The sequence below is a fragment of the Kitasatospora sp. NPDC022856 genome (assembly GCF_055561235.1).
In genome coordinates this window covers 16,106-34,093 of the sequence record NZ_JBVHHE010000029.1, presented here as the reverse complement: position 1 = coordinate 34,093, position 17,988 = coordinate 16,106, and the positions used below count along the sequence as shown (strand labels likewise).

At 74.6% G+C, this 17,988-nt stretch carries 21 protein-coding genes; 9 read left to right on the top strand and 12 right to left on the bottom strand.

The genetic code is table 11. The annotated features are described in order from the left end of the window. Nucleotides 1-49: 49 nt before the first annotated feature. Nucleotides 50-622 (bottom strand): hypothetical protein, encoded by a 573-nt coding sequence (locus ACZ34W_RS29315; RefSeq protein WP_465608362.1) that lies wholly within the window; start codon nucleotides 620-622, stop codon nucleotides 50-52. Nucleotides 623-775: 153 nt separating this feature from the next. Between ACZ34W_RS29315 and ACZ34W_RS29310 the strand changes: the two genes are divergently transcribed. Continuing rightward, nucleotides 776-1,822, top strand: coding sequence for a sensor histidine kinase (locus tag ACZ34W_RS29310; protein WP_465608360.1), 1,047 nt, complete (start codon nucleotides 776-778; stop codon nucleotides 1,820-1,822). After that, nucleotides 1,819-2,466, top strand: coding sequence for a response regulator (locus ACZ34W_RS29305; RefSeq protein ID WP_465608358.1), 648 nt, complete (start codon nucleotides 1,819-1,821; stop codon nucleotides 2,464-2,466). Before ACZ34W_RS29310 ends, ACZ34W_RS29305 begins: the two co-directional genes overlap by 4 nt. Before the next feature lie 80 nt (nucleotides 2,467-2,546). Here the strand turns inward: ACZ34W_RS29305 and ACZ34W_RS29300 are convergent, their stop codons facing one another. From ACZ34W_RS29300 to ACZ34W_RS29265, 8 genes are all read right to left on the bottom strand, one after another. Next, nucleotides 2,547-2,993 (bottom strand): gas vesicle protein K, encoded by a 447-nt coding sequence (locus ACZ34W_RS29300; RefSeq protein ID WP_465608356.1) that lies wholly within the window; start codon nucleotides 2,991-2,993, stop codon nucleotides 2,547-2,549. Next, the gene (locus ACZ34W_RS29295; protein ID WP_329486065.1) at nucleotides 2,990-3,241 is read right to left on the bottom strand and encodes a gas vesicle protein; all 252 of its coding nucleotides are present in this window, start codon (nucleotides 3,239-3,241) and stop codon (nucleotides 2,990-2,992) included. Before ACZ34W_RS29295 ends, ACZ34W_RS29300 begins: the two co-directional genes overlap by 4 nt. After that, nucleotides 3,238-4,047 carry a GvpL/GvpF family gas vesicle protein gene (locus ACZ34W_RS29290; protein ID WP_465608354.1) on the bottom strand — a complete coding sequence of 270 codons (810 nt, stop codon included), beginning with the start codon at nucleotides 4,045-4,047 and terminating at the stop codon, nucleotides 3,238-3,240. The genes ACZ34W_RS29295 and ACZ34W_RS29290 overlap by 4 nt, the downstream gene beginning before the upstream one ends. Then, entirely contained in the window at nucleotides 4,047-4,511 is a 465-nt protein-coding gene (locus ACZ34W_RS29285) for a gas vesicle protein (protein ID WP_329486067.1), read from the bottom strand. Before ACZ34W_RS29285 ends, ACZ34W_RS29290 begins: the two co-directional genes overlap by 1 nt. 52 nt (nucleotides 4,512-4,563) lie before the next feature. Then, on the bottom strand, nucleotides 4,564-4,812 hold the full coding sequence (locus ACZ34W_RS29280; RefSeq protein ID WP_329486068.1) for a gas vesicle protein GvpG: 249 nt from the start codon (nucleotides 4,810-4,812) through the stop codon (nucleotides 4,564-4,566). 61 nt (nucleotides 4,813-4,873) lie between these two features. Beyond that, entirely contained in the window at nucleotides 4,874-5,587 is a 714-nt protein-coding gene (locus tag ACZ34W_RS29275) for a GvpL/GvpF family gas vesicle protein (RefSeq protein WP_465608351.1), read from the bottom strand. Between the two features lie 3 nt (nucleotides 5,588-5,590). Continuing rightward, a complete protein-coding gene (locus ACZ34W_RS29270; protein ID WP_329486070.1) occupies nucleotides 5,591-6,040 on the bottom strand; it encodes a gas vesicle structural protein GvpA in 450 nt (149 codons plus the stop codon). Between the two features lie 178 nt (nucleotides 6,041-6,218). Beyond that, nucleotides 6,219-6,596, bottom strand: a complete 378-nt coding sequence (locus ACZ34W_RS29265; protein ID WP_329486072.1) for a gas vesicle protein GvpO — start codon at nucleotides 6,594-6,596, stop codon at nucleotides 6,219-6,221. 207 nt (nucleotides 6,597-6,803) lie between these two features. Between ACZ34W_RS29265 and ACZ34W_RS29260 the strand changes: the two genes are divergently transcribed. The 4 genes from ACZ34W_RS29260 to ACZ34W_RS29245 all read left to right on the top strand — a co-directional run bounded on the left by ACZ34W_RS29260 (nucleotide 6,804) and on the right by ACZ34W_RS29245 (nucleotide 9,673). Then, on the top strand, nucleotides 6,804-7,826 hold the full coding sequence (locus tag ACZ34W_RS29260; protein WP_465608348.1) for a histone protein: 1,023 nt from the start codon (nucleotides 6,804-6,806) through the stop codon (nucleotides 7,824-7,826). Beyond that, a complete protein-coding gene (locus ACZ34W_RS29255) occupies nucleotides 7,823-8,959 on the top strand; it encodes an SRPBCC family protein (protein ID WP_465608346.1) in 1,137 nt (378 codons plus the stop codon). Before ACZ34W_RS29260 ends, ACZ34W_RS29255 begins: the two co-directional genes overlap by 4 nt. A 157-nt stretch (nucleotides 8,960-9,116) precedes the next feature. Beyond that, nucleotides 9,117-9,443 carry a hypothetical protein gene (locus ACZ34W_RS29250; protein WP_465608344.1) on the top strand — a complete coding sequence of 109 codons (327 nt, stop codon included), beginning with the start codon at nucleotides 9,117-9,119 and terminating at the stop codon, nucleotides 9,441-9,443. Between the two features lie 5 nt (nucleotides 9,444-9,448). Then, nucleotides 9,449-9,673 (top strand): DUF6296 family protein, encoded by a 225-nt coding sequence (locus ACZ34W_RS29245; protein ID WP_329486077.1) that lies wholly within the window; start codon nucleotides 9,449-9,451, stop codon nucleotides 9,671-9,673. A gap of 223 nt (nucleotides 9,674-9,896) precedes the next feature. Here the strand turns inward: ACZ34W_RS29245 and ACZ34W_RS29240 are convergent, their stop codons facing one another. Continuing rightward, the gene (locus ACZ34W_RS29240) at nucleotides 9,897-10,325 is read right to left on the bottom strand and encodes an SsgA family sporulation/cell division regulator (protein ID WP_329486078.1); all 429 of its coding nucleotides are present in this window, start codon (nucleotides 10,323-10,325) and stop codon (nucleotides 9,897-9,899) included. Nucleotides 10,326-10,960: 635 nt separating this feature from the next. Between ACZ34W_RS29240 and ACZ34W_RS29235 the strand changes: the two genes are divergently transcribed. Further along, on the top strand, nucleotides 10,961-11,539 hold the full coding sequence (locus tag ACZ34W_RS29235; RefSeq protein WP_465608342.1) for a TetR family transcriptional regulator: 579 nt from the start codon (nucleotides 10,961-10,963) through the stop codon (nucleotides 11,537-11,539). A 66-nt stretch (nucleotides 11,540-11,605) separates the two neighbouring features. Here ACZ34W_RS29235 and ACZ34W_RS29230 read toward each other — a convergent pair whose 3' ends face one another. Continuing rightward, a complete protein-coding gene (locus ACZ34W_RS29230) occupies nucleotides 11,606-12,580 on the bottom strand; it encodes a quinone oxidoreductase family protein (RefSeq protein WP_329486082.1) in 975 nt (324 codons plus the stop codon). Nucleotides 12,581-12,651: 71 nt separating this feature from the next. Continuing rightward, on the bottom strand, nucleotides 12,652-14,055 hold the full coding sequence (locus ACZ34W_RS29225) for an MFS transporter (RefSeq protein WP_465608339.1): 1,404 nt from the start codon (nucleotides 14,053-14,055) through the stop codon (nucleotides 12,652-12,654). A 127-nt stretch (nucleotides 14,056-14,182) separates the two neighbouring features. Here ACZ34W_RS29225 and ACZ34W_RS29220 point away from each other — a divergent pair, with 127 nt between their 5' ends. Continuing rightward, nucleotides 14,183-14,578, top strand: a complete 396-nt coding sequence (locus ACZ34W_RS29220) for an ArsR/SmtB family transcription factor (RefSeq protein ID WP_465608337.1) — start codon at nucleotides 14,183-14,185, stop codon at nucleotides 14,576-14,578. 1,991 nt (nucleotides 14,579-16,569) lie between these two features. Next, nucleotides 16,570-17,934, top strand: coding sequence for a fatty acid desaturase (locus ACZ34W_RS29215; protein ID WP_465608335.1), 1,365 nt, complete (start codon nucleotides 16,570-16,572; stop codon nucleotides 17,932-17,934). The last annotated feature ends 54 nt before the right edge of the window (nucleotides 17,935-17,988 follow it).

The following is a 17,988-nucleotide window of genomic DNA, read 5'->3' as shown; positions in this document are numbered from 1 at the left end:
CATCCGGCGACCGCCCGGTGGCGCCGGGCCGGCCCCCGCCGGCGACGGATCAGCGCGCGCCGGCCCTGGAACGGCGGTGGTAGTCCACGGTGACGATCGCGAGCAACGGGCCCCAGAGCAGCAGCGGGGCGTAGCAGAGGGTCATGGCCAGACCGGCCAGGCCGTGCGGGGCCTCCGGGTTGCCCATGGCGTTCGGGCCGTACCACCCGCCGAAGCCGGCGGCGAAGGTGAGCGCGGTGACCGCCACCGCCCCCACTCCGGCGGGGACCACGGCGGCCCACGGACGCACCCGGCGGCCGCCGATCAGCGGCAGCCAGCTGGGGGTGACCCGGCCCCAGGGGCGGACCAGGCCCAGGGAGAGGAAGGCCAGCGTCTCGGCGAGCGCGCTCAGGGCGAGCACGTAGAGGGTGGCCCAGCCCGGCATGTGGGCCGTCATCTGCCGTTCCATCGCCCCGGAGAATCCGACCGGGATGCCGACGCCCAGGGCGACCCGCCAGAGCCCGGACGGGACGGCGGTCAGCGCCGCGACCTTGGCCACCCGGACCGCCCACGGCGCGGCGGGCCGGTACGGGAGCGGGGTGGCGACGGCACTGGTGGTGGGGGTGACCGCGGTGTCCAGCATCGGAGTTCCTCTCGTCGTTCGGTGTGCCTCCAGCCTGGCGGCGGGGCCGGTACCGGCGGCAGATGCCGATCGGGAGGTCCGCGGGCGCCCCGCCGCCCCGGCATGTGCCGTTCGGCACGGGTGGCGGCGCCGCCCGGTGCATAGGCTGGGCGCATGATCGGGGAATGGGGGAGCATCGTGCCGGTGCTCGCGGTGGCGGCCGCAGTGCGGATCGGACGGCCACGGCCGACGGCGGCGGCGGGGGTGGTCTCGCTCGCGCTGACCGCCGTCGGGGCGGCGCTGGGCGGCTTCGGCGAGGACGGCCCGGCGGGGCCGGTCGGGGTGGCCGAACTGATCGGGCTGCTGGTCCTGGTGACGATGACGGTGCGCACCGGCCGGGGCCGGGTGGCCGTCGGGGTCCTGGCGGCGGCGCTGCTCTGCTGGCCGCTGCGCTATGCCGCGCCGGTCGAGGGCTGGCAGCAGGTCGGACTCCTCGGCTTCGGCGCGGTCGGGGCCCTGGGGGCGGCGCTGGTCGGCTTCTACCTCTGGTCGCTGGACGGCCTCCGGCGCCGCGAGGTGGCGGCCGCACGCCGGGCCGAACAGCTGGAACTCGCCCACGACCTGCACGGCTTCGTGGCTCACGACGTCAGCGGGATGGTCGCGCTGGCCCAGGCCGGCGGCTTCCTGGCGGAGCCGCACCCCGAACTGGCCGGGGTGTTCCGGCGGATCGAGCAGTCCGGCCAGCAGGCGCTCTCCTCGCTGGACCGGACGGTCGCCCTGCTGCGCACCCCGGACGAGGACGCCGCCGGCCGCCGGGCCCCGCAGCCCGGCCTGGCCGAACTCCCCGCGCTGGCCGCACGGTTCACCGCCTCCGGGGCCGCCGAGGTCCGGCTCGACCTGCCGGAGCGGCCGGTCGGCCGGGAGGCCGGGGCCACCGTCCACCGGATCGTGGTCGAGGCGCTGACCAATGTCCGGCGGCACGCCCCCGCCGCCCGATCGGTCACCGTGTCCGTCCGCCGACTCGACGGGCAGCGGCTGGAGTTGACCGTCGCCGACGACGGCGGAGCGGTGGAGAGCCCGCCCCGGCACCGGGGCGGGCACGGCCTGAGCGCCCTGGCCGCCCGGGTCGAGGCGCTCGGCGGTACGCTCGACGCCGGGCGCGCCGGGCAGGGCTGGCTGGTCACCGCCACGTTTCCGCTGCCGGCCGAAGGGGCCTCATGAGCATCCGCGTCCTCCTGGCCGACGACCACGACGACATCCGCGCGGCCTACCGGATGATCCTGGACGCCCAGCCCGACCTCACCGTGGTGGCGGAGGCCGCCGACGGCCTCGCCGCGGTCGAACAGGCCCGCCTGCTCCGCCCCGACGTGGTGCTGGCGGACATCCGGATGCCGAAGCTGGACGGCCTGGAACTGACCCGGCGGCTGGCCGGGCCCGAGGTGGCCGACCCGCTGCGGGTGGTCGTGGTGACCACCTTCGACCTGGACGAGTACGTGCACGCCGCGCTCCGGCACGGCGCGGCCGGCTTCCTGCTCAAGCGGTCCAGCCCCGCCCTGCTGGTCGAGGCGGTCCGGGCGGCGGTGGCCGGTGACACCCTGATCAGCCCGCAGGTCACCGTCCGGCTGCTGCGTCAACTGGCCGCCCCCGCCCCGGCGTCGCCGCAGGCGGAGCCCGTCGAGCCGCTGACCCCGCGGGAGACCGAGATCGCCGGGCTGGTCTCGGGCGGGGCAACCAACGCGGAGATCGCCGAGCAGTTGTTCATCTCGGCCGGCACGGTCAAGAACCACCTGGCGAACATCCAGCGCAAGCTCGGCGTGCGGAACCGGGTCGGCATCGCCGCCTCGGTCTGGGGCGACCGCCGATAGCGGGAGGACCGTCGACGGCCGGACGGCCGCCGACGGCGGGGGCCGCCGATAGCGGGACGGCCGGTGAGGCCGGGGTCCGCCTACGGGGGCGGCAGGAGGCTTCCCAGCGGGCCGAGGTCGAGGTTCAGGTCGGCGCGGTTCAGGCCGTAGCGGGCGCAGAGGTCGTCCATCCTGTCGTGAAGCGCCATCAGGGTCGCACCGAGTCGCTCCTCCTGCTCCGCGCTGAGGTCCCCGGCGTCGACCCGGCGCAGCGCCTGGCGCTCCATGAGCTGCCGCAGGAGTTCGACCAGGGTGAGCACGAGCTGGACCAGGTCCCGTTCGACGTCCTCGGGGTCGGTGCCGTCGGTGTTGATCCTGCGGGCCGGGTGGGGCTGCCGGTCCCGCACCCGACGGCCGTCCTCGGGGGACGCGGGCAGCAGGCGGAACGCGCGATCGGCGGCCGCGGCGACCTCCGCGTAGCGACGGTCCCGGCCATCACGCTCGGCGCGGTCGGCACCGCCGGTCCGACCGGCGTCCGAGGGGCTCACGGCCCATCACCGCCGAGCCGCCTGCCGTCCTGCCACGGAGAGAGCTCCGGGCCGCTGATCGAGACGATCAGGGCCCGCAGCGAGATGCGCACGAGGTCGACGTCGGCGACGGACAGCACGATGTCGCCGGTGAGGACGACACCCCCGCCCAGCAGCCGGTCCAGGAGGTCGACGAGGGCGATCCGGCGGTCCGGCAGCGGCTCCTGCCCGCCGTACCGGTCGCCCGGCCCGGGCTGCTGACCGTTCATACCGGCCGTTCACCACCCGTCGGCTCGTCCTGGGGCAGGACGGCGAAGGAGTAGGGCGCCCACGGGCCGGTGACCTCGACGCGGACCCCGTTCAGCCCCTGCCCCGCCCGCAGGACGTCCTCGCGGAACACCCCGGCCCGCTCCACGGGCACCAGGTAGGCGTCGTTGAGCACGTTCTCGCCCTGCTCCCCCACCGGCTCCCCGCTGTGGACGCGGTGGCGCGCCCGGGCCACCGCCAGTCGGGCCGCGGCGGCCTCCACCCGGGCCGCCGCCTGTTCCGCGGCGCGGTAGCGCTCCGCGTGCCGGTCGCGCACGGCCCTCCGGGCGTGCAGGTAGGCCCGGCCCGGCCCGACGTCCGCGGGCGGCGGACCCTCGGGCACCGGATCCGGTGCCGGAGCCTCGACATAGATCTTCACGCCCCACTCGACCTGCGCCGCGAGCCGGTCGAGCGCCGCCGTGAACTCGTCCTGCCGGGCGTCGAGGGCGCTGCGCACGCCGTCGTCGTCGAAGTACACCGTCGCGAGGCGCAGCGGGAGGACGGTGGTGACCGCGGCGAGCGCGGCGACCACGGCGTGGTGGGCCCGGGCCGCGGTTTCGAGCCACTGGAGGTCCTCCAGGTGCTCGGCGAGGGCGTCCTGCCGGAAGTCCTCGGCGGGGACGCGGCTGACGGCCGCCGCGAGCCCGGGGTCGTCGGCGTGCAGGAGCAGCACCGGGGCGCCGGCGATCCCGTGCGCGCCGGCGGCGGCGGGCCCGAGGGCTTCGGTGCTCCTGGCGATGGCGTAGGCGTAGACGACGGTGCCGGCCATCACTCCTCCCGGGTGCGTCGCGTGCGGGGCGCCGGGGCGGCGCGCTTCGCGCGTGCGGGGCGGCGGACGGGGGGCTCCTCGGCGGCCGGTGGCAGGCCCGGCTCCGCCCGCAGCCGGGCGAGTTCGCCGCGCAGGCGCTCGTTCTCGGCCTCCAGTTCCCGTGCCGGCTCCCGGTCGGCGGCCGGCAGGCGGTCGCCCCGGGCGCGCGAGGAGAGCGAGGGATCGTGCTCCCACCAGTCGATGCCCATCTCCTTGGCCTTGTCCACCGAGGCGACCAGCAGGCGCAGTTTGATGGTGAGCAGTTCGATGTCGAGCAGGTTGATCTGGATGTCACCGGCGATGACGATGCCCTTGTCGAGGACGCGTTCGAGGATGTCGGCGAGGTTGGCGGAGGAGCCCTGGGCGTAGGGCGGTGCGGCTCGGGAGGAGGTGGAGCCGAACCTGTCGGCGATGGGTTGTGTCACGACCGTTCGGCCTTCCTCTCCTGGTTCGGGCCCCTGGCCGGGGCCGGACGCATCACGGCTCCCCGCGCTGCCATGCCCTGATCTCGTCCAGCCGGTCGAGGAGTTCGTCCTCCCGCCGGTCGAAGGTCTCCTCGTCGATGTCGCCGGCGAGCAGGGCCTGCTCCAGTTCGGCCAGTTCGCGTTCGACGGGGGCGGGATCGTAGTACTGCTGCTCGGCTGCTTCCTGGATGCGTTCGGCCACCCACACGGCGCCGCGGACGGGTGCCAGCGGCAGGGTGAGGATCTGCGTGATCAGACCCATGGCTTCCTCGCTTCCTCCGCATCATCATCTTCTCCGCGTGGTCTTCTCCGCGTCCTCGGACTCAGACGAAGCTGTACGCGGGCAACGGACCGTGCAGGCGCAGGTCCACGCCGTCACCGAGTTCGGCGGCGAGGCCCTTCTCGGCCGTCAGGAAGGCGTCCTCGGCGTCACGGGCGACGAGGAACGAGATGCTCAGGAAGACGTCGCCGGACGGCGGGGAGGATCGCTCGTCGCGCGCATGGGGCCGCAGTGCCTGGGTGATGCCGGCGGCGAGGGCCTCCTGGCGGGCGCGCACCTCCTGGGAGACGAGTTCGCCGAGCACCACCGGGGCGTCGGGGGCGGCGCGCCCGCCGCGGATCTCGTCGTTGAGGCGCCGGGCCTCCGGCGACTCCGCCAGGATCCGGCGCAACAGGCTCTCCTCGTCCTCGGTGGCCTTGAGGTGGAACTCGGCGCACCCGTCGAGTTCGCTCAGCCGGGCCGCATACTGCTCGGCGTTTTCGGTGAGGGCCGCGCGGACGGCGTCGTCGTCGGGGGCGGTCAGGCCGAAGCGCAGCGGGAGAACCGTGCCGCCGGCCATGAGGCGCTCCTGCACCGCCTGGTGGGCGGCGAGGTCGCGGCGTTTGGCGCGCAGGCCGGGCGGCGCGTCGCTGACGACCGCGGTAAGCCGTCCGCCGTCGACGGTCCGCAGGGCGGCGGGGTCCGCTCCGACGCCCGCGAGGCCGCTCAGGTCGAGCGGATGCGTGCCGGCGACGATGGAGTAGACGTAGACGGCCATGGTTCACTCCTCGCGGTGCCGGGCCGGTCGGCGGGCCGGGCGCTCGCGCTTCTCGGCGGGCTCCTTCTCCTCGTCGCGGCCGCCGCGCACGGCGTCGGTGACGGCCTCGACGGCGCCGGTCAGCGCACCCTTGCTCTTGCCCTTGGCCCCGCCCTCGGTGACCTCGCCGACGATGTCGGTCAGCTGGGCGGGTGCCTTGCGCCCGGACTCCAGGTCCAGACGGTTGCAGGCCTCCGCGAAACGGAGATAGGTGTCCACGCTGGCGACCACGATGCGGGCGTCGATCTTGAGTATCTCGATCCCGACCAGGGAGACCCGGACGAAGACGTCGATGACCAGGCCACGGTCCAGGATGAGTTCGAGGATGTCGTACAGGTTGCCGGACCCGGCGCCGCCGGGCCCCGCACCGCGGGAGGCCACGCCCCCGCCTGCTGACTGCGGTACGACTGTCACGCTGGGCTCCGTTCCCGGTCGCTCGCAGCGATGTGCGGGTGGCCGTTCCTCTCGTGTCGGTCGGGCGTTCCGGCCGCCGCGGTACGGCGGACCGGCCGGGACGGCGTTTCGGGCGACGGCGAGCCTTCGGGCGACGACGCGTCTTCGGACGACCGCGCGGTCTTCGGGCGCCGCCGAGTCAGAGCCGGTCGATCTGGCCCCGGCTGTACCGTCGCGTGCGCTCGTAGGCGACCAGTTCACCCTCTGCGTCCAGGGTGACCCGGTAGGTGGCCATCACACTGGTGGTGGGAGGAATCCGCTCCAGCTCCAGCACTTCGACGTCCGCCTGCCAGCCGTCCTCGACGGGCTTCACCGCGGAGACCGACTCCGGGGCCCGGCCCAGCAGTTCTTCGAGCTGCCGGGCCGCACACCGGATGGCCTGCGGCGCGGACACCTTGCGTGGCCGCCGCCGTGGGGCCGCCGCGGCCCGCCGGGCCGTAGGAGTACGGGCCGGTGGGCTGTCCTCGTCGGAAGGACGCCGCGTCCTGCGCGCGGGCCCCTCGGGATCTGCGGCCATGACCATCTCCGGGCTGTTGTCCCGGCCGCACGCCTGCCCCGAGCCGGGATCAGGCAAACGCGCGCGCCCCGAATAGGAACATCCCAGCTGGGAACACGCGTCGGTGGGGCGGGGTGCGGCGACCCGGACCGCGACATGTGCACGAAGTGCTGCCCTCCGCGCGATGCTCCTCGGCCCTTTGGCCATGCCGCCTGAAGGGAAGACCTCATGAACGACACCACCAAGATCGCCCTCGCCGCCGCGGTCGCCGGCGGGTACGTCCTCGGTCGAGCGAAGAAGGGCAGGATGGCCTTCGCCGCAGCCACCTACCTGGCCGGCCGCCGCTTCGGCCTGGACCCGCGTCAGCTGGCGACCGAAGGGTTGCGCAAGCTCGCCGACACCCCCCAGGTGGCGGAACTCAACGAACAGGTCCGCGGCGAGCTGCTCTCGGCCGGACGCAAGGCGGTCGCCGCCGCTGCCGACCGCCAGCTGGCCAACCTCGCCGACACCCTGCGCGACCGGACCAGGAACATCGGCGCGAAGAAGCAGGAGGAACCGCCGGACGAGGACGAGGAGGAGTACGGGCCGGAGGAGGACGAAGAGGAGCCCGAGGAGCCGGCCGACTACGAGGAGGAGGACGCCGAGGAGGACGAGGCGGAGGAGGACGAGGCCGAGGACACGGGGGACGACCAGGACGACGAGGCCGGTGACGACCGGGACGAGACCGAGGACCGGGAGCCGGAGGACGAACAGGGCGAGGACGAGGAGCCGCCACCGGAGCCCCCGAAGCGCCGACGCAGCGCCCGCAAGGCGGACGCGGAGGAGGAGCCCGAGCCCGAGCGGCCCCGGCGCCGTCGCCCGAGCGCGAGCGCCGCACCCCGCTCCCGGAGGCGGCCGCCGAAGGAGACGGACTCCGCCGAACCGGCCGCCGAGAAGCCCGCCCGGAAGAAGCCGGCTTCGGCCACAGCGCGCGAGAGCCGCCCCGCGGCCAAGAGGAGCGCGCCCGCCGGGAAGACGACCGCCGAGAAGACGGCGCCTGCCCGGAAGACGGCACCGGCCCGGAAGGCCGCAGCGAAGAAGACGGCGCCCGCCAAGAAGACGACGACCGCGGCCCGGGCGAAGCCCGCCGACAAGGCGGCCACGACCGCGAAACGGGCTCCCGCGAAGAAGGCCCCGGCCAAGAAGGCCACCGCCAAGAAGACCGCCGGGACGAAGCCGGCGGCCCGGTCCGGGCGCGGGAGGGCATCATGACCACCACGCAGCGCGGCGCCCCCGACACGGACGACGTCTCGGGCCTGGACAAGCTTCGCGAAGAGGTCGTCCACTACCTCGGCGCGCAGGCCGAACACCTCGCCGAGAAGGCCGGGGGCAAGCTCACCGAGGTGACCGACCAGCTCAGCGACGTCGCGGCGAACGGCGGGACCCTCCCCGCGGTCGGCGCCCGCGTCCTCCAGGGCGACTCCCCGGTGAAGGCCTTCGTCGGGGAGAAGGCCAAGAGCCTCAAGGACAACGTCGTCGGCAAGTTCAAGGAAGCCTTCGGCAAGGGCGGCAAGGGCGGCAAGAAGGCCGGCAGCACCAAGGTGATGAACATCGTCGAGGTGCTCGACATCGGTGTCCCGCTGCGCCTCGCGTACGACCGGTGGACCCAGTACGAGCAGTTCAGCGGGTTCACCAAGGGCGTGCGCAGCGTCAACAAGGGCGATGACGTCAGCAGCGACTGGAAGGTCAAGGTGGGTCCCTCCACCCGCAGCTGGAAGGCGACGGTCCAGGAGCAGGTGCCGGACGAGCGGATCGTCTGGAGTTCGGAGGGCGCCAAGGGCACGACGCACGGCGCCGTCAGCTTCCACGAGCTGACCCCGACCCTGACCAGGATCGTCCTGGTCGTCGAGTACTTCCCCTCGGGGCTCTTCGAGAAGACCGGCAACCTGTGGCGCGCCCAGGGCCGCCGGTTGCGCCTGGACTTCAAGAACTTCCAGCGTTACGTCACTTTCGGTGACGACGAGGTCGACGGCTGGCGCGGGGAGATCCGCGACGGCGAGGTCGTCCGCACCCACGAGGAGGCCATGGAGGACGAGGAGGCGGCCGACCAGGACACCGAGGACGGCGAGGAGGACACCGAGGACGCCGAGGACGACGAGGCGACCGGCCAGGACGCCGAGGACGACGAGGGGTACGACGACGAGGACGAGGACGAGGAGCCGGAGGACGAGTACGCGGACGACGACTACGCCGAGGACGAGGACGAGGACGAAGGGGAAGAGGAAGAAGCGGAGGAGGACGACGGCCCCTACGCGGAGGACGAGGAGTACGGCGAGGAAGGCGAGTACGAGGAGGAGGACGAGGAGGCCGAGGACGACCGGCCGGCAGGCCGCGGCGGCCGCTGAGACGCGGCCGCCCGCGCGGGCACGGCCCCGCTACGGGCCGTCCCCCGGCTGGGCGAACGATCGGTCGCGCTGCCGCGCCGCACCCCGTCCGGCGCGGCAAGGTGGTTCGAGTGCGCGTGCAGAGCGCACAGTCCGCCGAGTCCGCGAGGTGATCCGCATGTCCGAGGACGGGAGAGAGGCGTTCATCGCCGTCCGGCCCCGCCACGTCGTCCAGGCCACCGCGGACCGGCTGGTCCAGCACGCCGACGCCGCCGCCCGGGGAGCGCTGCGCGCCTACCGCTGGGCCCTGGATCCCCACCGGCCCGCGCCGGTCACCGGCCGGGCCGTCGCCCTGCCGCTCGCCGAACTCGACCTCGCCGTGGAGGAGCGCGCCGCCATCGACGCCGCCCGCGACCCCGCGCTCCCCGAACCCGAACGCGCCCGGGCCCGCGGCGCGGCCCACGCGCTGGGCTGGCTCCTCGGCTTCCGGCCGCTCACGGGGTGACCCCGATGACCATCTCCCCCGGCAGCGCCTACGCCCTGCGCTTGCGCGACGCGGTCGGCACGGTCCGCCCCGCCGTCGTGACGGCGAGCACCCGCACCGGTCCGGCCGGGCACCGCGTCTTCGCCGACAGCGACGGCGCCCTCCAGGTGGAGATCGCCTGCACCGGTGAGCACCGCATCCTGCGGAGCGCGCGAGGGCTGCGCATCATCTCCGCCGCCTGCCTGTCCTGACCGCGGGGCCGCCTCCGGGCGGGGTCAGCCGTCACCGGGCGCGGTCAGGGGCCGGACGACGGCTCCGGCCCCTGGCGGATGAACGGCTCCGACCCGACGGCCGGCTGCCACTGCGCGTCTACCCGCCCGGCGGACATGCACGCCGCCCGGCCGGGTCGGCGCAGCGCGCCCGCGACACCTCGTGCAGCGCCCGCCGGGGTCGACGCCGCCGGCGTCCGGCCCGCTACGCCGTGCGCGAGTCCTGGCCGCTCTCCCGGTTGAGGAGGTGGCCGATACAAGCGTCCCAGTCGATGTGCCGGCCCTCGGTGCCCCCGGGTACGGCCCGGTAGGTGCGGGCCAGGAAGTCGGCCAGGTCGCGGGTGCGGGCGAGCAGCAGGGCCACGCCACGGCTGTCCCCGTCGGAGATGGCGATCCAGGTGTGCTGCCGGTCGGCCGGTTCGATCCGGACGTCGCCCTCGCCGCAGACGCGCTCCAGCCCGGCGGCCAGCAGGTCACGGCCGAAGGTCCAGGACACGGGTACCGGTTCATCGGGGAAGAAGCAGTGGACGGCGTACGGGTCGTCGCTGCTGTAGGACAGCTCCACGGCTACCGACACGAGCGTGTCCGGGTCGGTCTGCAGGCACATCGTGGTGCGGGTCGGGAACACATCCATCCCTCTGGTCTCCCCAGTTTCGTCACGGCGGGTCTGCCGTCTGCCCCGCCGGAGCAATGTCACGCACCCCCATCCCGGTCAAGTTCGGCCGGACCCGACCCACGGGGCCCGGCACCCCTGCTCCGCGACCGCACCTCCCGACGCGCCATCCGTCCACCGCCGCACATCGAGCCCTACCGTCGATCAATCACCCGACGACGGGTGTGCCGGCGGTCCAGGAGAGCCTGACCAACGCCCGCAAGCACGCGCCCGGCGCCACCGTGTCCATCCGCCTCGACCGCGACCGCACGCTCCTGCGCCTCCGCGTCCACAACGGGCCCCCGACCCGACCACCCGGCCACCGCTCCGCCTGCCCAGCAGCGGCCACGGCCTGACCGGCCTGCGCGAGCGCGCCTCGATGCTGCGGGGCGACCTCACCACCGGCCCGGCCGCCGACGGCGGCTTCCAGGTGAGTCCCACCCTCCCCTGGGCTTCCGGGGAGGACTTCCCCTCGCTCGGCCAGGAACACGGTGGGCGGCGCCGACGGGGGTGACGTGGCGGGTCCGGTGGATGGCCGTCCGGACCGGGCCGTGGTTCGGCTTTCCGGTCCGGTCTTGGCCGGTGTCGCTGTAACGAGTGGTAGGTACACTGAGCGCATGACGAAGAAGGAGGCGCTGACCCGCGCCGCGGCCGAACTCCTCTGGGAACGCGGGTACACCGGCACCAGTCCGGCCAGGGTCCTGGAGCGCGCGCAGGCCGGGCAGGGCAGTATGTACCACCACTTCTCCGGCAAGGCGGAGCTGGCACTGGCGGCCATGGCGCGGATGAGCGAGGAGCTCCGCACCCGGGCCGAGACCGCGCTGGGCGGCGAGGGCGGGGCCGTCGACCGGGTCAACGCGTTCCTCGACCTCGAACGCGACCCGCTGGCGGGCTGCCGGATGGGGCGACTGACCCAGGACTACGACATCGTCACCGACGAGCGCCTCCGCGCCCCGCTGGCCGAGTTCTTCGGCTGGCTCGACGAACGGCTGACCGCGGTGCTCGCCGACGGGGTGCGCACGGGCGAGTTGCGGCCCGGCACCGATCCCGCGGCGACGGCCTCGCTGGTCATGGCGGCCGTGCAGGGCGGGTACGTCCTGGCCCGGGCCCAGCAGCGGCCCGCGGCCTTCGACCGCACGGTCGAGGGGCTCAGGCAGGTCCTCGCCGACCTCCGGACCCACTCGGGCGAGAACTGACGACGAGGTGCGCGCCGGGCGTGCGGGCGCCCCGGGGAGCCGGTGACGGGGGCGCCCGCACGGTGGTCAGGCGGTGGGGAGCAGGAGGAGTTTGCCGGTGGTGTGGCCGGACTGGAGGGCGGTGTGGGCCGCGGCGGCATCGGCGAGGGGGTGCCGTGCGGCGATGGTGAGGGTGAGGCGGCCCTCGCGCAGCCAGTCGAAGACCTCGGCCGCGCGGGCGCGCAGTTCGGTGGGGTCGGTGGCGTGATCGACCAGGGTGGGGCGGGTCAGGAAGACGGAGCCGTGGCCGGCGAGGGACTGGGGGTCGAGGGCGGGGGCGGGGCCCGAGGCGGCACCGGCCAGGACGAAGGTGGCGCGGCGCGCCAGGCAGGTCAGGCCGGCGCCGAAGGTGTCGCGGCCGATGCCGTCGAAGACGACGTCCACGCCGCGGCCGCCGGTCAGCTCGCGCGCCCGGGCGGCGAACTCCTGCTGGGTGCGGACGATCACCTCCTCGGCACCGGCCGCGGCGGCGGCAGCAGCCTTGGCCGGGCTGGAGACCGTGCCGATCACCCGGACCCCGGCGGCGGCGAGCAGGCGCGTCAGGTGGGAACCCAGGCCGCCGGCGGCGGAGTGCACCAGCGCGGTGGCGCCCTTGCGGGCGGGCCAGGTGCTGGTGGTCAGGTAGTGGGCGGTGAGGCCCTGGAGGAGGACGGCAGCGGCATCGGTGTCGGGGATGTCGTCGGGCACCGGCACGGTGGCGTCGGCCCGCACAACGACGAGTTCGGCGTAGCTGGCGGGGGCGGCCCACCAGGCGACGCGGTCGCCGACGGCGGGTGTGGTGACGCCGGGGCCGGTGGCGACGACGGTGCCGGCGCCCTCGCAGCCGGGGGTGAAGGGGGCGGTCGCGCCGGTACGCCCCTCGCGTTCGTAGACGTCCTTGAAGTTGACGCCGATGGCACCGGTACGGACCAGGACCTCGCCGGGGCCCGGCACCGGGTCGGGGAGGTCGACGGGGGTGAGGGCCTCGGGGCCGCCGGGCTGGTGGACCACCACTGCACGCATGGGTGTTCGTTCTCCTCGGATCGTCGGTCGGGGTGGGAGGGGGAAGGCCGGGAGGCCGGAGCTGCTCGGGGTCAGCGCACGCTGCGGTGCACCGCCCAGCTGACGGCCACGAAGCCGGCCGCGACCAGCGCCAGGCAGATGCGCAGGCCGCCGGCGCCGGTGCCGGCCAGGACCGGGCCGAACAGGGCGATCGCGACCGCTCCACCGATCTGGCGGAAGGCGTTGAGGGAGCCGGAGGCGAGCCCGGAACGGTCGGGGGGCAGGGCCCGCAGCGCCAGGGTGGGCAGCGAGGGGCCCATCAGGCCGGCGCCGAGCCCGAGCAGGCAGCTGCCGGCCGTGAACAGCCACCAGTCGGGGGTGGCGGCCAGCGGCAGCAGGGTGAGGGCGCCGACGGCGGCGGTGGCCGCGCCGATGATCAGCAGGACCCGCACCCCGGTGCGCTGGACGGCGCGGGCCAGGACGAAGGAGGCCAGGCTCCAGCAGAGCGCGAAGGGGACGAAGGCGAGGCCGGCCCCGAGCGCGTCCCGCCCCCAATGGCGTTGCAGGTGCAGGGAGATGGCGAACTGAGCGCCGTAGGCACCGAACTGGTACAGCGCGCCGACGGTGAGGGCGGGGGTGAAGCCGGGGCGGCGGAAGGCGTCCAGGGGCAGGACGGGGTGGGCGGCGCGGCGCTCGGCGACGACGAAGGCGACGGCGGCGGCGAGGGTGGCGGTGGCAAGGACCAGGGTCAGGGGCGCGCTCCAGCCCAGCGCTCCGGCCTGGACCAGGGTGCCGATGCCGGAGCCGACCAGGGCCGCGGTGGCGAGCTGGCCCGGCACGTCCAGCCGGACGGCGCGCACCGGCGAGGGGGCGACCTTGCGCCCGCAGACCACGGCTGCGGCCAGTCCGATCGGGACGTTGACCAGGAAGATCGCCCGCCAGCCGACGCCCGCGGTCAGCGCACCACCCGCCACCGGACCGGCCACCAGGGCCAGCGAGCTGACGCCGCCCCAGATGGTGAAGGCCCGGGCACGGGCGGCGCTCTCGGGGTACATGTGCGCGATGACCGCCAGGGAGGCGGGCAGCAGGCCGCCCGCGGCCACGCCCTGGACGGCGCGGGCGGCGATCAGGGCCCCGATGCCGGGGGCGGCCGCGCAGGCGGCCGAGGCGGCGACGAAGAGCAGCAGGCTGACCTGGAACAGGCGGCGGGCACCGAGCTTGTCGGCGAGGGCGCCGCCGCCGAGCAGACAGGCGGCCATGGCGACGGTGTAGGCGTTGACCGTCCACTCCAACGCGGCCAGGGAGCCGCCGAGTTCGGCGCTGAGGTCGGGCAGGGCGACGTTGAGCGCGCTCCCGTCCAGCAGGACCATGAAGAAGCCGAGGCAGACCGAGCCGAGGGCGCCCGCGCCGGGGCCGGAGGTGCCGGCCGGCCCGCCGGCGCCGGGGCGGCGGCGCGGGAGCAGGGCGCGCCCGGGGGTCTCGATGGCCTCGCTCATCGGGCGGCCCTCCTTCGGATGGGAAGTCGTCGGTCCTGGTCCGCGAGAGGCGTTCGCGGTCTATAGTGTTCGATGGAGGTCGATCACCATGAATGAAAGTCGCAGCCGTGACGGTTCGTCAAGTGCGATGACTCCGGCGGGTGACAGCCTCTCCCGACGGGCGCGCGGCCTGGAGCACACGGACCCGGCGGAGGTGACGCTGCACGAGGTGCTGCAGGTGCTCGCCGATCCGGTGCGGCGTACGATCGTGCGCGAGCTGGCCGGCAGTGCGGACTGGAGTCGCGCCTGCGGCACGTTCGAGCTGGGCGTCAGCAAGGCCACCCGCAGTCACCACTTCACGGTGTTGCGCCAGAGCGGCCTGGTCGAGCAGCGCGACGCCGGCGCCCGGCGCTACAACCGGCTGCGCCGAGCCGAGTTCGACGCGCGCTTCCCCGGCCTGCTCGCCCTCGTCCTGGCGGAGGACACGACCGGCACCGGCAGACCCTCCGACGACGCCGACTGCGCTCCGGGCATTGCCAGTTGACAAACCCTGTCATAGCTTTGTCGCAAACAACGGACGCGCGGGGACGGCCGCGGGCAGCACCGGCCACCCCTCGCGGGGTACGCCGGGGGGCGGGCCTGGGCCGTTCCAGGTCGCCGGAGCCCGACCGCCGGCCGCGGGACTTCCCCGCGGTCGCCCTCGGGGCCGCGCCACGCGGGCCCGAGACCCTTCGGCGAACGGAGCCGGAATGCGAGTGGCGAACGCGTCCGACAGCACCGGCATCGAGGGTCCCTCCTCTCGGGGGCGATCGGCGCACCGGGACGGCGGCGGTGGCGGGAGCGGTGACGGTGGCGGAGCAGCAGCGGGAGCGGTGACGGCGACCGAGCGGTGACGGAACGGCGGCAGTAGCGGTGACGGTGACGGAGCGGGAACGGCGGTGACATGGTGACGACAGTGGAGCAGCCGGCGACGGGCCGGCGACCGAGGCGCTTCCACCCGGAGCGGCGCGCCGAGCAGACCCGGCCGGCCGTCGGCCAAGTGTCGCCCGACCACCGCTCACGCCTGGAGACGGACAACCCCCGCCGCTCGCCGCGGATACTCGGCCCGCTCGCCGCAGGCCCGGCCGTACCACCGGCCGTACCACCGGCCGAGCGCGGCGCCGACCGGGCGCGGGCCGGTTCCGCGCGGGCGCAGGCCGCCACCGCACAGACCGGGCCGCCCGGGGAGCCCCGGGCGATGGCGCGCACGCCCGGACGCCCGTCGGCGGGAGTCGGGAGCCGACAGGAGGCCCGGCAGGCACCCGCGGCCCAGCGGTCGCGAATCTCGACGACGCGGGCGGCGGTCGGGACGGGGAGCGGGGCGAAGGACGGACCGCACTGCCGAGCCGTCGAACGGTCACGAGAACTGCCTTCCGGCGCCGATCACTTGGCACCCGTACCGACGACTCCGACACACCGGGCGGGCGCGGGGGTGCGGGGCCGGCAGGGGCGCACCGCGAAGACCGACCGACCGGCGGGCCGGGCTCTGGACAGCCTGGACACCCCGAACAGCCCTGACGAGCCGGCGGGCCGGACGCGACCGAGGACGGCAAGGGGCGCGCTGCGACGGCACAGCGGGTGCGCCGTGCGGTCCGGCGCGCCGACCGCCGAGGCGCAGCAGGCAGTCGGCCTGGTGCGCGGTACGGGCCGGCGGGCGGTGCCGCTGCCCCTGCGGTCCGGGTCGTGCCGGATGGACGGTGACCACGAGCGCGCGCCGTCCTTCGTCGAGGAGGCGCGCAACAGGGACCTGCTGACCCTTCATGACCACTGGTGCGCGCAGATGTCGTGCAGCCGCCGTCTGCCGCCGGGCGCGCAGGCGCGGGGCCGGGCAAGGCCGCCGAAGGTGCGGGCGGAGAGCGCTGGGTTCGCGAGGTGTCTGGATCTGGTGACCGGCGCACGGAAGGCGCCGGCCGCGGCCGTGGATCCGGTTCGACCACAGGGCTGTCGCATGGTCTGCACTGTGAGTTCCTTCCCCCTATGGAAACCCCCAGGTGGGGGCACCTTGCGTACCACCAGGCATCAGAATGGACCCCGTCGCGTTCCCTCGGCCGCCGGCGGAGTCACTCCCTGATTGCCAGTCAGGTTCGTTCACCAGTTCTGGCGAGCGTAACCCATTCGCGTTCGCACTGACCAGAGCTGACGGGATGTCACTCGCCACTCGGATGCCGCTTGACTTGATCCGAGAGCCGTGGTTAGCGTAAAGCCGCACTGACCGCAGGCGACATGACAAGGTTGCGCCACTATGGCGCCGCGCCGCCCGCCGCCCGCCGCCTGGGACGTCCACCCTCGGGCCGCCCCCGCGTTCCTCCCGGTTCATCCGGCCCTACCGGCCGTGGGCCGGGCATTTCCTCGCGCCATCCCGTTGTCCAGACCTGTGTGCTGTTCGAACAGCGGTTTCACGACCATCGCCATGCCCCGCTCCGCCATGCCCGTGCGCACCACGGGGTGGAGCGGGCGAAGCGTCATGCCGCCGCCCGGCAGAAAGGCACGCCCGCCATGAGACCTGGCAACACCGCGTCGCACTCTCCGACGACGCGCCACACCGACTCCGACGACGCGCCGCAGACCACCACCGCACCACCGAGCACCACCGCACCGCGCACCACCGCCGCACCACAGGGCACCACCGCACCGCGCACCACCGCCGCGGCGAAGGCGGCCGCCGCAGCACGCCCGGCCGGCGACGAGACGGCCGCCGACCCGGTGCGCGAGAGCATGCGGCGCCTGCCCGGCCCGCTCCAGCTGCCGCTCACCTTCCTGACCGGGCGCCCGCTGGCCGGCCAACGCCCGGTGGCCCTGTCACCCGGCTTCCACCTGGCCACCGCCTCGCTGTCCGTGCTGGCCGGCGCCGCGGTCTCGGCCACCGGCTTCGTCCTGGGCACCTGGTTCCTGCTCCTGCTGCTTCCCGGCTGGGCGATGACCCTGCACGGCCAGCGGAACCTGCGGATGATGATCTACCACCAGTGCTCGCACCGGAACATGTTCGGACACCGCCGGCTGGACACCGTCATCGGCAACGTCATCTCAGCCCTCCTGGTGATCCAGAACTTCGAGCGCTACAGCCGCGAACATGTCGCCGACCACCATGCCGTGCACCACATGACGTTGCGCGACCCCACCGTCCAGGCCTTCCTCATCAGCCTCGACCTGCACCCGGGCATGACCCGGCGCCGGATGTGGCGCAGGGTGCTGCTCAAGGCCGTCTCGCCCCGGTTCCACCTGGCCTTCGCGATCTCCCGGGTGCGCTCCTTCTGGCACAACGGCGCCGCCGCCGAGAAGGCCGTCGCCGTCGCCCTGTACGGCGGCGGCGGGGTCGCGGCCGTGCTGCTGGGGGCCTGGCCGGCCGTGCTGGTGGTCTGGTTCGTGCCGGTCGGCGTGCTCTACCAGATCAGCAACACGCTGCGGCTGTGCGTGAAGCACACCTTCCCCGCGCCCGGAACCACGGTGCGCCGCGGCCGCGAGTACTTCGGGAGCCTGACCAACGCGATCTTCATCGGTGAGGCGGCGCCCGCCCCCGGCCTGCCCGCGGCCACCGCCGCGCTGCGCTGGCTGCGCTGGAGCGGCCGGATGGCGCTGGTGCACTTCCCGACCCGCTACCTGGTGTTGACGGGCGACACCGTCGTGCACGACTACCACCACCGCTACCCCGCCAGCCGGCAGTGGCACGACTACATCTTCGCCCGCCAGCAGGACCTCGTCGGCGGCCACCGCAACTGGCCGGCCTACACGGCCGAGTGGGGCCTGGTCGCCGCGATCAACCGGGTCTTCGACTCGCTCTCGGCGGCCGACCCGGAGGAGTTCGACGTCGCCCGCATCCGCTCGGTCAGCAAGCGCGAGCTGTTCGCCGCCTTCGACGACTGACCGGGCGCCCGCACCCGACGACCGTCAGGCCCTCGGGTCGGTCCGCCCCACACA